This is a genomic window from Mesorhizobium sp. WSM3626 (genome assembly GCF_000513935.1).
Taxonomy (GTDB): Bacteria; Pseudomonadota; Alphaproteobacteria; order Rhizobiales; family Rhizobiaceae; genus Mesorhizobium; species Mesorhizobium salmacidum.
Window position 1 is genome coordinate 94,425 of sequence record NZ_AZUY01000006.1, and the last position, 12,497, is coordinate 106,921.

Annotated in this window: 16 protein-coding genes; 5 read left to right on the forward strand and 11 right to left on the reverse strand. The window is 62.3% G+C overall.

Going from position 1 to position 12,497, the window contains the following annotated elements; genetic code table 11:
- Nucleotides 1-44: 44 nt before the first annotated feature.
- From M653_RS0106895 to moaA, 7 genes are all read right to left on the reverse strand, one after another.
- Nucleotides 45-830 carry an ABC transporter substrate-binding protein gene (locus tag M653_RS0106895; protein ID WP_027142669.1) on the reverse strand — a complete coding sequence of 262 codons (786 nt, stop codon included), beginning with the start codon at nt 828-830 and terminating at the stop codon, nt 45-47.
- Nucleotides 831-989: 159 nt separating this feature from the next.
- Nucleotides 990-1,499, reverse strand: coding sequence for a molybdopterin-guanine dinucleotide biosynthesis protein B (gene mobB / locus M653_RS0106900; protein WP_027142670.1), 510 nt, complete (start codon nt 1,497-1,499; stop codon nt 990-992).
- Nucleotides 1,496-2,128, reverse strand: coding sequence for a molybdenum cofactor guanylyltransferase MobA (mobA, locus tag M653_RS0106905; protein ID WP_027142671.1), 633 nt, complete (start codon nt 2,126-2,128; stop codon nt 1,496-1,498). The genes mobB and mobA overlap by 4 nt, the downstream gene beginning before the upstream one ends.
- Nucleotides 2,129-2,182: 54 nt before the next feature.
- Nucleotides 2,183-3,103 (reverse strand): DMT family transporter, encoded by a 921-nt coding sequence (locus tag M653_RS0106910; RefSeq protein ID WP_027142672.1) that lies wholly within the window; start codon nt 3,101-3,103, stop codon nt 2,183-2,185.
- A 179-nt stretch (nt 3,104-3,282) separates the two neighbouring features.
- Nucleotides 3,283-3,642 carry a hypothetical protein gene (locus tag M653_RS0106915; RefSeq protein ID WP_027142673.1) on the reverse strand — a complete coding sequence of 120 codons (360 nt, stop codon included), beginning with the start codon at nt 3,640-3,642 and terminating at the stop codon, nt 3,283-3,285.
- Between the two features lie 137 nt (nt 3,643-3,779).
- Nucleotides 3,780-4,253, reverse strand: a complete 474-nt coding sequence (locus M653_RS0106920; RefSeq protein ID WP_027142674.1) for a hypothetical protein — start codon at nt 4,251-4,253, stop codon at nt 3,780-3,782.
- Nucleotides 4,254-4,308: 55 nt separating this feature from the next.
- A complete protein-coding gene (gene moaA, locus M653_RS0106925) occupies nt 4,309-5,304 on the reverse strand; it encodes a GTP 3',8-cyclase MoaA (protein WP_027142675.1) in 996 nt (331 codons plus the stop codon).
- Nucleotides 5,305-5,495: 191 nt separating this feature from the next.
- On the opposite strand from moaA, the gene M653_RS0106930 reads away from it, so the two are divergent.
- A complete protein-coding gene (locus tag M653_RS0106930) occupies nt 5,496-5,849 on the forward strand; it encodes a DUF971 domain-containing protein (RefSeq protein WP_027142676.1) in 354 nt (117 codons plus the stop codon).
- A gap of 63 nt (nt 5,850-5,912) precedes the next feature.
- Complete coding sequence (locus M653_RS0106935; RefSeq protein WP_027142677.1) at nt 5,913-6,524, forward strand: pyridoxamine 5'-phosphate oxidase family protein; 612 nt, start codon at nt 5,913-5,915, stop codon at nt 6,522-6,524.
- Nucleotides 6,525-6,540: 16 nt separating this feature from the next.
- On the opposite strand, the gene M653_RS0106940 is transcribed toward M653_RS0106935, so the two are convergent.
- Nucleotides 6,541-6,993 carry a MarR family transcriptional regulator gene (locus M653_RS0106940; RefSeq protein ID WP_027142678.1) on the reverse strand — a complete coding sequence of 151 codons (453 nt, stop codon included), beginning with the start codon at nt 6,991-6,993 and terminating at the stop codon, nt 6,541-6,543.
- Between the two features lie 47 nt (nt 6,994-7,040).
- On the opposite strand from M653_RS0106940, the gene M653_RS0106945 reads away from it, so the two are divergent.
- Nucleotides 7,041-7,952, forward strand: coding sequence for an alpha/beta hydrolase (locus M653_RS0106945; protein ID WP_027142679.1), 912 nt, complete (start codon nt 7,041-7,043; stop codon nt 7,950-7,952).
- A gap of 8 nt (nt 7,953-7,960) precedes the next feature.
- Here M653_RS0106945 and M653_RS0106950 read toward each other — a convergent pair whose 3' ends face one another.
- Together M653_RS0106950 and M653_RS0106955 are read right to left on the reverse strand one after the other, a co-directional pair.
- Entirely contained in the window at nt 7,961-8,356 is a 396-nt protein-coding gene (locus M653_RS0106950; protein ID WP_027142680.1) for a rhodanese-like domain-containing protein, read from the reverse strand.
- A 64-nt stretch (nt 8,357-8,420) separates the two neighbouring features.
- Entirely contained in the window at nt 8,421-9,035 is a 615-nt protein-coding gene (locus M653_RS0106955) for a TetR/AcrR family transcriptional regulator (protein WP_027142681.1), read from the reverse strand.
- Nucleotides 9,036-9,135: 100 nt separating this feature from the next.
- Here M653_RS0106955 and M653_RS0106960 point away from each other — a divergent pair, with 100 nt between their 5' ends.
- Nucleotides 9,136-9,882, forward strand: coding sequence for a 3-oxoacyl-ACP reductase family protein (locus M653_RS0106960; RefSeq protein ID WP_027142682.1), 747 nt, complete (start codon nt 9,136-9,138; stop codon nt 9,880-9,882).
- Between the two features lie 211 nt (nt 9,883-10,093).
- A complete protein-coding gene (locus M653_RS0106965; protein ID WP_027142683.1) occupies nt 10,094-11,983 on the forward strand; it encodes a murein L,D-transpeptidase in 1,890 nt (629 codons plus the stop codon).
- A gap of 3 nt (nt 11,984-11,986) precedes the next feature.
- Here M653_RS0106965 and M653_RS0106970 read toward each other — a convergent pair whose 3' ends face one another.
- On the reverse strand, nt 11,987-12,463 hold the full coding sequence (locus M653_RS0106970) for a hypothetical protein (protein WP_084636482.1): 477 nt from the start codon (nt 12,461-12,463) through the stop codon (nt 11,987-11,989).
- Nucleotides 12,464-12,497 lie beyond the last annotated feature (34 nt).

Below are 12,497 nucleotides of genomic sequence, written 5' to 3' on the forward strand. Positions count from 1 at the left end.
AGATGAAAGGCGGCAGGAGACCCCTGCCGCCTTGGCAATGATGATCAGGACTCGGCGCCGTAGACGTCGAACTTGAAGTACTTGTCGTTGATTTCCTTATATTTTCCGTTTGCACGGATGGCGTCGATGGCGGAATTCAGCTTGTTGACCAGGTCGGTCTCGCCTTTGCGAACGGCTATGCCGGCGCCAGGGCCAAAAATTTCGACCGGTTGCGGCGATGGCTGGCCGAGGATCTTGCAGCAGGCGCCGTCAGGCGAATCAAGCCACTGCTGCAGCACGACGATATCGTCCTCGATAGCGTCGAGACGGCCATTGGCAAGATCTGCCTGCTCCTCGGGGCTGCTCGGATAACCTTTGACGGTGCTGTCGGTGTAGGTCTTCGAGGCATAGTTGAAATGGGTGGTCGTGGTGGCGACACCGATGCTCTTCCCGGCGAGGTCTTCCTTGGTCACGCCCTTCAGCGGCGAATCCTTCGGCACGGCGAGCGCCGACGGCGTGTTGTAGTATTTGTGCGAGAAGTCGACCTTCTCCTTCCTCTCCGGCGTGATCGACATCGAGGCGACGATGGCATCGAACTTGCCGGCCTGAAGTGCGGGAATGATGCCGTCCCAATCCTGGGCGACGAAGGTGCACTTGACCTTCATCTCATCGCAAAGCGCCTTGGCGATGTCGATGTCGAAGCCGACAAGCTGGCCATCGGCGGTGAGGTTGTTGAATGGGGGGTAGGCGCCTTCGGTGCCGATCCGCAGGGTCTTTTCCTGGGCCTGGGCTACGCCGAGCGTCAGCAGCGCAGCCGATGCGGCGAGCGCGATACGCAGTGCAATACGCATGATAGTCCTCTCTTTATGGTCCCGGCCGTCGTTCCGAAACGGCTCTGTGGGGCGGTGCTTTTTGACCGACCGCTGGGCCGATACTCCCACTCTTTCCAAGAAAAAAGCAACTGCAAAACCGCCAAAATCGGTAATGGGATTCTGCCCTTACGTTACATCTCAAGCAACGAGGCCGGTCGTGCGCTCGATGAAGTCGGCTATGGATTCTACGTCGTCGAGGTCGAACGCCGGCAGGCTCTTGTCGGTGATGGCAAAATCCGCGGCGACGGCGACAATATTGGGATCACCCGCCGCAAGCGGCGTCCGGTCCTTCGCTTCCAGTCGCCTCGTTTCGATCTTGCGGTGGGATTCGCGCTTGTAGCCTTCGACCAGCACGATGTCGCACGGGGCAAGCCGCGAGAGGATCGCGTCCAGCGGCGGCTCTTGCTCGCCACGCAACTCGTGCATCAGCGCCCAGCGATTGCCCGACACGATCGCGACCTCGGTTGCGCCGGCCTGCCGATGGCGGAAGCTGTCCGCGCCTGGCTTGTCGATGTCGAAATCATGATGGGCGTGTTTGACCGTCGAGACCTTCCAGCCGCGCCGCACAAGCTCGGCGACCAGCTTCTCGGTGAGTGTGGTCTTGCCGGAGTTTTTCCAGCCGGTGATGCCGAAGACGCGTCTATTCATGGCGTCATGCTCTGCAACAGGCGCGCGGCCTGGGCAAGATCGTCCGGCACGTTGATGTTGAAGAAAGGATCGATTGGTTGTCCGGCGGATTGCAGGAACGGGAATTCCACCTCGACATAGTCGTGCCGCTTGATGAAGGCCGAAACCCGCTTGTTGTCTTCGTCGACCAGGAAATGCCGCAAGGCTTCGCGGCATCCGGTCGGCCATAGCGCGAAGGTTGGATGCCGCCTGCCTGACGAGAAAGCGACGGCGATCGAACCGGGACGTTCATCGACTGCCGCCGCCAGACGATCGACGAGATCCAGCGGCAGGAAAGGCGTGTCGCCGGCAGCAGTGACGACCGCCTTGCAAGGCCTGCCGGCAGCGGCCCATTCCAGGCCGGTGAGGATACCGGCAAGGGGCCCGGCAAAGCCTTCAACGGTATCGGCCAGCACCGGCAGCCCGAAACGGGCAAACCGTGCCGGGTCGCCGTTGGCACTAAGCGCCAGGGTCTCGAACTGCGGACCAAACCGCGACAGGACCTGGTCAAGCAAGCAGCCGCCGCCCAGCGGCAACAACGCCTTGTCACCACCGCCCATTCGTCTCGACTGGCCACCGGCCAGAATGATCCCCGTGACATCGCGCTTCATGCCATCCAGCCTGTACGCCAGCCGCCGGAAATCGCAAGCGGCTTCAAGGGAGTGCTAGAGTCCTTCCGGCGCCATGGCCGGGCCGGTGCTTTCGGCGACGATCCTTCGCCGGCCGACGATGCGCTCGCGATAAAGCGCATAGAGGCCCGAGCCGACGACTATTGCCGCGCCGGCGATCATCGGCATGTCCGGTATGTCACCGAAGATGATCAGGCCAAGCAGTATCGACCAGAGGAGCGCGGTGTAGCGGAACGGCGCGATGAAGGAGATCTCGCCCGAACGCATCGCCATGATGATGAATTGATAGCCGATCAGCACCAGCACTGCCGCCAGCGCCAGCAGCGCCGTGCTTTTGCCTGTCATCGGTGTCCAGCCGCCCAGCGGCGTCAACAGAAAGGCGCCGACGACGGTCATGGCAAGCGCGGTGGCGGTTGATACCAGCATCGTCGGGACGGCCTGGGGGATGCGCTTGGTGGCGAGGTCCCGCACCGTGCAGCACACGACGCTGGCCAGCGCCACCAGAGAATAGACGCTGAAGCCCTCGAAACCCGGCCGCACGATGATCATAACCCCGGCAAAACCGATAGCGATCGCCAACCAGCGCCGCCAGCCGACCGCTTCGCCGAAATACAGCGCCGCACCCATCGTCACCGCCAGCGGCAGTGCTTGCAAGACGGCCGAAACGCTGCCGATCGGCAAATGGGCGAGGGCGACAAGGAAGGACACGGTAGCGCCCGCTTCACTCAGCACACGGATCGCCACCAGCGGCTGCAGCATCAGGCGAGGCTGGACAAGCGCTCCGCGTTGCCAGGCCAGCAGGCCGACGAAGAGCGAGGCGAACGCCCCTCTGATCAGCATGACCTGCGCCATGTTCATCGACTGGGAAGAGTATTTGGTAATGGCGTCGTTGAGCGTGAAGCCAACCATCGCCACCACCATGAACAACGCGCCGCGAAGATTTGGGGAAAGGGGCAAGACATCTACCGGTTGCTTTGGCATGCAAGCCTGTAACAGCCCGCAACGAAACAGCAACAGCAAAGGGCTGGGCCAGGACCGGATACCCATCGTCGCCGGCGTGAAATCATCCTGGATCAGGCACGAATTCTCTCGGAAGGCGGCATTGCCTCCCGACACCTGTACAGCCGAGGCGATCCCTATTTCTTCGGCGTCAGCACCTCGGTGCCATTCCCCTCCTTGCCGGCGATGGTCCACAGGCCATGCAGCGACCCGTCATCCTCAACCTTGTAGACGACGAGGCCAATATCCTTGCCCATTGCGTAGCCGGCGGAGAATGCGTTGTCGTTGCGCATGCAGATGCCATCGGAGGATGAGCCGCCCGTCTCCCAATGGATCGCGCAGGTGGTCCCGCTGGTCAGCGTGATGGTGGCTTCGCCGTCATAGGACGAACCGTCGAAATTGGTGCCGGCGACGGTGTAAGTGCCGCCGATCGACTGGGCAGCCACGGGCAGGGCGGCCAAGCCGAGCAAGGCGAAAGAAAGAAGAAGTTGGCGCATGATGTTATCCCCCGAGAAAGCGATGAGCCGCTAGGGAATGGAGGCTAGGCGGGAAACCGTCACCAGTAAATCTGACGGACATTTGCGGACAAAGATTTGTTTGCCGTGTGGCTAAAATGCTCATGACCACCTACGGCTCATGGCCCCTTAAGGCTGCCGGCGATGACGCCGACCAGCGGGTCATATTTCGATTTCAGCGCCGACGGATAATCGATCCAGACCGTGCGGATGACGCCATCCCTGCCAAACAGGCGCCGCTCGTAAAAGATCTTTCCATCCTTCATGCCCGACAGCACCGCCCAGTCCTTGCCGGCCTTGCTGTAGGTCACCATATAGCCCGGCTCGTTGCTCGCTTTTTCGCCGGCAATGAACCCGTTCGGCGTGTCCTCATCGACATTGAATATGCCGGAGCATGTCAGGCTGGCGCCGTCCGCGCTCAGCCACACCTGCCCGTCGCCATTCTCAGGCTCGGGCTGGCGATCGGTAAAGACATCGTCGGGAAAAGTGCAGACGGTGCCGAAGCGCTCGTTCACGTAGGTGGATTGCTCGGCAAACGCAGTGCTCGCCGAGACCACGGCGAGAGATATCACGGTCGAAAAGAGCCACCGCATGTCTGCCCCGAAGCCGATGATTGCAGGGCAATTCTCGCACAAAAAGACGAGAAGGTCAGCCGCCCGTGACACTCATATGCCGCGACACTGACGGACGGCTGGTGCGGCGATCGATGATGAAGTCATGGCCTTTCGGCTTGCGGCCGATGGCTTCGTCTATAGCGTCGGCGACAAGTTCGTTGCCTTCGGACGCGCGCAGCGGCGCGCGCAAATCGGCCGCATCCTCCTGGCCAAGGCACATATAGAGCGTGCCCGTGCAGGTCAGCCTGACCCGATTGCAGCTTTCGCAGAAATTATGCGTCATCGGCGTGATGAAGCCGAGTTTCCCGCCGGTCTCGCTGACATGGACATAGCGGGCCGGGCCACCGGTCTTGAACGGGATGTCGGTCAGCGTGAACTGGCGCTCGAGCGAAGCGCGCAGCAGCGACAGCGGCAAATACTGGTCGGTGCGGTCGGCATCGATCTCACCCATAGGCATGGTTTCGATGACGGTCAGGCCCATGCCCCGGCCATGCGCCCAGCGCATCATCTCGGGCAATTCGGCGTCGTTGAAATCCTTCAGCGCCACCGCGTTGAGCTTGACGTTCAGTCCCGCCGCCTGAGCCGCGTCGATGCCGGCCATGACCTTGTCGAGATGACCCCAGCGGGTGATGGCGTGGAATTTGTCGGCATCGAGCGTATCGAGCGAAACGTTGATGCGCTTGACACCACAATCGGCGAGTTCGGCGGCGAAGCGCGAAAGCTGCGAGCCGTTGGTGGTCAACGTCAGTTCTTCCAGTGCGCCGCTCTCGAGGTGCCGCGAAAGCTGGCGCACCAGATGCATGATGTTCTTGCGCACCAACGGCTCACCGCCGGTGAGGCGCAACCGTCTGACACCCTTTTCGATGAACACGGTGCAGAGCCGGTCGAGTTCTTCCAGCGACAGCAGGTCCTTCTTGGGCAGGAAGGCCATGTCCTCCGCCATGCAATAGGTGCAGCGGAAATCGCAGCGGTCGGTGACCGACACTCTGAGATAGCTGATCGTGCGACCGAAGGGGTCGATCATGTTCATGTTCGAACGTTTCCGTGGCCGTTATCGGCATCGTTATATATTGCTATGTGATACGATCCAGCCCGCCATTCAAGATAGCTTGCCTCGATCCTTGGTAACATTCCGCGACCGACATTGCGTGTCGGACACCGTTGACGCCTTTGCGTACGGGGCGAAGCAGCGTAGGGAAGGGCATTCAGGCAGGATCGACCATGACAGCGCCAAAAGAACTGAGGGTCTCCAGGGACCGCAAGCTGCTCACCGTGACGTTTCCCGGCCATCAGCCGTTCGAGTTGCCGGCGGAATTGCTGCGCGTGGCATCGCCTTCCGCGGAAGTGCAGGGCCATTCGCCGGAACAGAGAGTGACGGTTCCCGGCAAACGCGACGTGGCCATCCTGAAGATCGAACCGGTGGGCAATTACGCCGTGCGCATCACCTTCGACGATTTCCATGACACCGGCATCTTCACCTGGAATTACCTGCACACGCTCGGCCACGAGAAGGACGCACGCTGGAACGCCTATCTCGCGGAGCTCGCCGAAAAGGGCTTGAGCCGCGATCGTTAGCCGCCGTTGCGTCGTCAAAACGTCATGTGCCGGGAGTAGGGGCGGCGGATCGGGAGACGGAAAATGTCGGTGATCACCACAGTCGAACAACTCGAAGCGCTCTACGGATTGCCCGGCGAAGCCTCCGTGGTCAAGGAACTCGACCATGTCATTCCCGAATACGCAGCCTTTATCGAAGCCTCGCCCTTCGTCGCGCTCGCGACCAGCGGTCCGGAGGGGCTGGACTGTTCGCCGCGCGGCGATCTCGCGGGCTTCGTGCGCATCGTCGATGCGAAAACGCTGATGATGCCGGACCGGCGCGGCAACAACCGTGCCGATTCGCTAAAGAACATCATCCGCGACCCGCGCGTCGGCCTGCTGTTCCTGGTGCCGGGCTCCGGCACGACGCTGCGCATCAACGGCCGGGCGCATATCACCACGGATGCAGCGCTGTGCGCGTCGTTCATGGTCGAGGGCAGGCCGGCGCGTTCGGTCACCGTGATCGATGTCGATTCGGTTTATTTCCAGTGCGCCCGGGCGATCGTGCGGTCGGAGCTGTGGAACCCGGAGAGACATGTCGATCCGAAGTCGCTGCCGACACCCGGAAAGATCCTGGAAATCACCAGCCGCAAGAATATCGACGGCGAAAGCTACGACAGGGAATGGCCGGAACGGGCGAAAAAATCGATGTGGTAATCTACTGAAAGGGCGGTCACGCCTCGTTCAGCACGTCATAGATCTTGCGCATCTGGTCGCCGATCATGTCGCATTGCTCCGGCGTCGACTGGCTCATCGCCTTCTCGATCAGCGCCATATGCACTTTCAGCGCCTGCATCAGCAGCGCCTCGCCGGCTTCGGTCAGCGTAAGCCGCAAGACGCGCTTGTCCTTCTCGTCGCCTTCGCGCCGCAGCAGGCCACGTGTCTCGAGCTGCGGCAACAACATGGTGATGTTGGAGCGGCCCACGAGCAGCTTGCGGGCAAGGTCGTGCTGCGACATGCCGGGATGGCGGTAGAGATTCATCAGCACGTCGAGCTGCGCCGGCTTCAGGTCGAGCGGCGCGAGTTTCACCGCCAGCGTGCGCTCCAGCACATGGCAGGCGCGCGCCACCGCGACCCAGTTGCGAAAACGCGGGTTGTCCCAGGGTAGCTCTTGTTTATTGTTCATCTTTGAACTATTATGTTCATGCTTGAACGTATGGATGGATCCTGACTATGGCATCATTCGGGCTGAAGGTCATCCGAGGTGTGTTTGGTGCGGCCGAACATGTCGCGCCGCGCATCACCGGACGCGCGGCTTTTGAATTGTTCTGCCGTACGCCAAACTCCAGGACGCTGACCGACGGCGAGCGCCGCGCTATCGACCGCGCCGCGGAGTTCATGGCCGAGGCGCGGCATCACCGGCTGAAGACCGCGACCGGCTGCGTCATGGTGCATGAATTCCGCCCCGAGCCGGGCCGCGAGCCTGCCGGCACCGTTCTCGTCATCCATGGCTGGCGCTCGCGTACCGAATATATGCGCGTGCTGATCGAAGGGTTTCGCGCTGCCGGCCATAAGGTCGTCTCGCTCGATCTTCCCGGTCATGGCCATTCGCAGGGCAGGCACCTCAACATGGTCAACGCCGTCGAAGCCGCAAGAGTGGCCGGCGAATGGTTCGGGCCATTCGTGGCCGCCGTCGGCCATTCCTTCGGAGGCGCTGTTGCCGTCAATGCCATCGCCGGCTCCGTCAAGGACATCCTCCCACTGGCGGCCGCACGTCTTGTGCTGATCGCGGCGCCAAGCTCACTGCCGGCAATCTTCGACGACTTCAGCCGCATGCTCAATGTCGGTCCCCGCTCGCAAGTCGCGATGGCTGACCGCGTCGAATATCTCTCCGGCCGGCCGCTGCATGAATTCACCGGTGACTGCCAGCTTGCCCAGGCGCCCGTGCCGACGCTGGTCATCCACGCGCCTGACGACCGGGAGGTGCCGGCTGAACACGCACGACGCTATGCCGGCGCCGGTGATCATGTGCGGTTGCATTGGGCCGACGGGCTCGGCCATCGCCGCATTCTGGTCGACAAGGGTGTGGTTGAACGCGCCGTCGACTTCGTGGCCACGCAGCGCGGGCCGTCGCTGCTCCACTGAGCTTCAGGCTATTTCTTCTTTTCCCCCGGCTCTACGGGCAACCCGGCCGCTTTCCAGGCCGTGTAGCCGCCGAGAATGTGCTTGACCGGTGAAAGCCCCATGTCCTGTGCGGTCTTGGTGGCCAGCGCCGAACGCCAGCCGCCGGCGCAGAAGAAGACGAAGCTTTTTCCCGAAGCGAAGAAGGGTTTGTGGTAAGGGCTTTCGGGATCGATCCAGAACTCCAGCATGCCACGGGTGACATGCTTGGCGCCGGGAATTCTGCCGTCACGCTCGATCTCTCGAGGATCGCGCAGATCGACGAAAATGGTGTCTTCGTCTTCAAGCAGTCCCGCCGCTTCCTCGGGTGAGACCACTTCGATCTCGGCGTTGGCCTCATCCAGCAGTTCGCGATACCCTTTTTTCACTGTCGTCCCTCCCGGCCGCAGGTTTGCTGGCAAGGCGGATTTCGAGCACAACGAACGGTGTTTGTCACGCCTCGACTGTGCCGGCCATGGTCTTCCAGGCGGCCATTGCCCCGGCCACCGTCGCCAGCAGGGCGGCCCGGGAAGCGCCGTCACGCGCCTGGATCGACATGCCGTGCTGGACCGTTGCGAAAAAGGTCGCCGCGGCACGGCAATCGAAGCCGGCGGGCAGTTCACCCTCGGCCACGCCGCGCTCGAGACGCTTCCTCAGGGCGGTAAGATTCTCGGCGCGGCGGCGCCGCAAATCCGTGCAGATCGCGCCTCGGCTCGAGTCTTCGTGCAGCGCACCCAGCGTAATCAGGCAGCCCTGCGGGCGATCCGTCTGCGAATAGGCCTTTGCAGTGCGGCGCAGAAACCGCTCGATCGCAAGGCGCGCCGTTGGCGCCTCTTCCAGCGCGAGCCAGATGTCGGCGCCCTCCACGCGGGAATAGAGATCGGTCGCCTCGAGGAACAGGGCCTCCTTGCTACCGTAGGCGGCATAGAGGCTCGGCGAATAGATGCCCATCGCGGCGGCGAGATCGCTGATCGACGCGCCTTCATAGCCCTTGGCCCAAAACACATCCATCGCGCGCCGCAGGGCCGCGGTTCGGTCGAACGTGCGGGGACGGCCTCTTTCCGACATGACGCTCTTTTCTGTGCTGATCGATACATAAATGAGTTGACGCGACTGGGCAAGGTTGGCAGATATTTATGTATCAATCGCTACATAAATGGAGAAATCGATGTCATCAGGAAGTTTGAACGGCAAGGCGGCACTCGTCACCGGAGGCAGCCGCGGTATCGGCGCGGCAATCGCGCGAAGGCTCGCGGCAGACGGGGCCGATGTCGCGCTGACCTACGTGCATGGAGAGGAACTGGCTCGGTCCGTCGTCGCCGAGATAGAGACCAAGGGCGGTCGCGCCATCGCGATCAAGGCTGACAACCGTGATGCCGAGGCCATAGACCAGGCGGTTGCCGATGCGGTGACCGCCTTCGGCCGGCTCGACATCCTGGTCAACAGTGCCGGCATCTGGCGTGCGGCGCCGATCGATACGCTGTCGCTTGCCGATTTCGACGAAACCATGTCGGTCAATCTGAGGGCGCCGTTCATCGCCTCGAAAGCGGCGGCAAGACACATGAGCGAGGGCGGCAGGATCATCTCAATCGGCAGCAATCTGGCCGAGCGGGTCACCGACACCAGCCTGGGAGCCTACTCGGCCAGCAAGGCGGCGCTGGTCGGTCTGACCAAGGCATTGGCCCGCGACCTCGGGTCACGCGGCATCACCGCCAATGTGGTTCATCCCGGCTCGACGGATACCGACATGAACCCGGCCGACGGCCCGCATGCCGACCATCAGCGCCAGAAGATGGCGACCCCGCGATTCGGCAAGGCGGAGGATATCGCCGGCATGGTTGCCTGGCTCGCCGGACCGGAGGGCCGTTTCGTCACCGGAGCCGCGCTGACCATCGACGGCGGCGCAAACGCTTGAGGCGCGAGGCTTCCCGTGGCCGGGGGCGACAGTTCGGTCGCGCCGGCCGTCACGATGTTGTGAAACCGTTCTGCAACAGCCCTGCCGAAATTTATGAAAGCTTAACGAAATCGGTATGAATCGGTATAGTCGCGCCTTACATCCGCCATGCGGTGAGCGGGACGGTTTGTCGTGCGGAACGGGAACCGGTTGCGACCGGAGCGGGTGATCCATGAAATTCCTCGGTACAAAAGCAACCGTGATGCCGCTGGTGGCGATTACGGCGACGCTGGCTTTCGGCATGCCTCAGGCAGGGGCCCAAGGGCTTTTCGACATGCTGTTCGGCGGCGGCATCAGGCACGAGCCGAAGGGCGAATTTCCGCCTCCTCCGCCAAAGCACAAGCCGAAGGCGCCGGCCGGCAGCGGCGACGGCGGTAGCGTGAGGATCAGCGGTCCGTCATACTATACTTACAAGGCCGACAGGCTGGTGCGTGTCGACTTCTCGACGCTAGCGACCGCGCCGCAGCCGGCGACACCGCAAGATGCCGCTTTCGTTCCTTCGGCCACCGGTGCTGCCTTCCACGATGCCATTGCCGGCCTCAGCGACTACGAACTCTACGCGGAGCCCGACATCGCCAAGGCGCTGATCGCCTATTACTCGGCCAACCCGGATTTCATCTGGGTGAACGGAACCAGCCCCAACAACCGTGCGCAAGATGCCGTGCGGGTGCTCGGCGAGGCTGCCAGCTACGGCCTCACGCCTGCCGACTACACCGTCGACGTGCCAGCCACCAGTTCGACCTCGACAGACGACGCAGCCAAGCTAAAGGAACTCGTCCGTTTCGAGATGGCGCTGTCGGCACGCGTCCTGCGTTACGCTCATGACGCCCAGAGCGGCCGCGTCGAGCCCAATCGTATGACCGGCTACTACGATTTCCCGGCCAAGCCGCTCGACATGATAGGCGTGCTGAAGACACTGGCGCATACACAGGAAGTTCGTACATATCTGGAATCGCGCCATCCGCAGAATGCGGAGTATCAGGCGCTGCGCGTCGAACTGGAATCGCTGCAGGCGAGTGCCGAGAACGAAATCGTCGTCGATCCCAAGCTGCTGCTGAAGCCAGGCGAAACCAGCCCCGAACTGCCAAAGCTCCTGTCGCTGATCGCGCGTAATCTCGACGACGAGATGGGCGGCAGCTATGGCGAGGTCCTGTCGCGGCTGGCGACCAGCGAAATCTATGTTCCCGAACTGGTCCCGCTCATCAAGGCGGTGCAGCAGAAGGAGGGCATGAAGGGTGACGGCGTCATCGGACCGCGCACCGTCGCCACGCTGGCCGGGACGTCGAAGGCCGACAGGCTGCTGAAGGTCGAGGTGGCGCTGGAAGAACTGCGCTGGCTGCCTTCCGATCTCGGCAGTCCGCGTGTTTTCATCAACCAGCCCGCCTTCACCGCAAGTTACATTGACGACGGCCAGGAAAAGCTGAAGACGCGTGCCGTCGTCGGTCGGGTTACCAACCAGACGGCCTTCTTCTACGATCAGATCAAGCAGGTCGATTTCCACCCCTACTGGGGCGTGCCGCAGTCGATAATCGTCAACGAAATGCTGCCGAGGTTGCGCGGCGACCCCGGCTATCTCGACCGTGCCGGCTACGAGGTGACGGATTCACGCGGCAAGCGCATTCCTTCGTCGGCAGTGAACTGGGGCGCTTATGGCGCCAACATTCCCTACAATGTGCGCCAGCAGCCGAGCGAGGCCAATGCGTTGGGCGAACTGAAGATCCTGTTCCCCAACAAGCATGCGATCTACATGCATGACACGCCGCAGAAATCATTCTTCAAGCAGGATATGCGCGCGCTCAGCCATGGCTGCGTACGCCTGCAGGATCCACGCGGCATGGCGGCGGCGGTGCTCGGCACCTCGGTCGATTATATCGCGGAGAAGCTGAAGCACGGACACTCGACCGAGGATGTGACGCGCAAAATCCCGGTCTATGTCGCCTATTTCACCGCCTGGCCAGACATGTCCGGCAAGGTCGAGTATTTCAGCGACGTCTATGACCGCGATTCCCGGCTAAAGCAGGCCCTGGATGCGACCGAGGCGGTGCGCTCGCCCTCGAGCTAATCGCTAACTCTCTGACAGCGGGCGCCGGAAACCGGCGTCGCGCCCGGCGATCACCCAATAGACCAGCCCGGCCACAAGACCGGCGACGGCGATGATGCCGATATCGGCCCAGCGCTCCGGATCGACCTCCTCCGCCGCGCTCGGCCAGATCAGGAAGAAGCCGCCGGCCGCTGCGGCGGCGCCGAAGAGCATGTGCAGCAGGGCGCTGCGCAGGGAGAAAAACTCGGCGATCAGCGCGAAAATCAGTGTCTGTGGCGCGGTCAGCACAACCGTCAGGAAATAGATGAACATGCCAAGCGGCGGCACCACCAAGGCCGCGATCGGCGATACGCCCATGAGGTCGAAATAGGCGGGCGCGTTGGGCAGGGAACTCAGCGCCGCATAGATCGCCACTACGGCGATCAGCCCAACCAGTATGGCGACAAGATAACCGGCCAGCATCATCAGGACGCGCTTCATCAAGTGCTTCGCAGTCGACATGCCCACCCCCGTGAAGCCCGTTCATCCTACAGTC

What these genes read in the sequence shown, in the direction of transcription:
- M653_RS0106895 (WP_027142669.1), bottom strand. Translation starts at nt 830, where the DNA reads ATGCGTATTGCACTGCGTATCGCGCTCGCCGCATCGGCTGCGCTGCTG.
- mobB (WP_027142670.1), bottom strand. Translation starts at nt 1,499, where the DNA reads ATGAATAGACGCGTCTTCGGCATCACCGGCTGGAAAAACTCCGGCAAG.
- mobA (WP_027142671.1), bottom strand. Translation starts at nt 2,128, where the DNA reads ATGAAGCGCGATGTCACGGGGATCATTCTGGCCGGTGGCCAGTCGAGA.
- M653_RS0106915 (WP_027142673.1), bottom strand. Translation starts at nt 3,642, where the DNA reads ATGCGCCAACTTCTTCTTTCTTTCGCCTTGCTCGGCTTGGCCGCCCTG.
- M653_RS0106920 (WP_027142674.1), bottom strand. Translation starts at nt 4,253, where the DNA reads ATGCGGTGGCTCTTTTCGACCGTGATATCTCTCGCCGTGGTCTCGGCG.
- moaA (WP_027142675.1), bottom strand. Translation starts at nt 5,304, where the DNA reads ATGAACATGATCGACCCCTTCGGTCGCACGATCAGCTATCTCAGAGTG.
- M653_RS0106930 (WP_027142676.1), top strand. Translation starts at nt 5,496, where the DNA reads ATGACAGCGCCAAAAGAACTGAGGGTCTCCAGGGACCGCAAGCTGCTC.
- M653_RS0106935 (WP_027142677.1), top strand. Translation starts at nt 5,913, where the DNA reads ATGTCGGTGATCACCACAGTCGAACAACTCGAAGCGCTCTACGGATTG.
- M653_RS0106940 (WP_027142678.1), bottom strand. Translation starts at nt 6,993, where the DNA reads ATGAACAATAAACAAGAGCTACCCTGGGACAACCCGCGTTTTCGCAAC.
- M653_RS0106945 (WP_027142679.1), top strand. Translation starts at nt 7,041, where the DNA reads ATGGCATCATTCGGGCTGAAGGTCATCCGAGGTGTGTTTGGTGCGGCC.
- M653_RS0106955 (WP_027142681.1), bottom strand. Translation starts at nt 9,035, where the DNA reads ATGTCGGAAAGAGGCCGTCCCCGCACGTTCGACCGAACCGCGGCCCTG.
- M653_RS0106960 (WP_027142682.1), top strand. Translation starts at nt 9,136, where the DNA reads ATGTCATCAGGAAGTTTGAACGGCAAGGCGGCACTCGTCACCGGAGGC.
- M653_RS0106965 (WP_027142683.1), top strand. Translation starts at nt 10,094, where the DNA reads ATGAAATTCCTCGGTACAAAAGCAACCGTGATGCCGCTGGTGGCGATT.
- M653_RS0106970 (WP_084636482.1), bottom strand. Translation starts at nt 12,463, where the DNA reads ATGTCGACTGCGAAGCACTTGATGAAGCGCGTCCTGATGATGCTGGCC.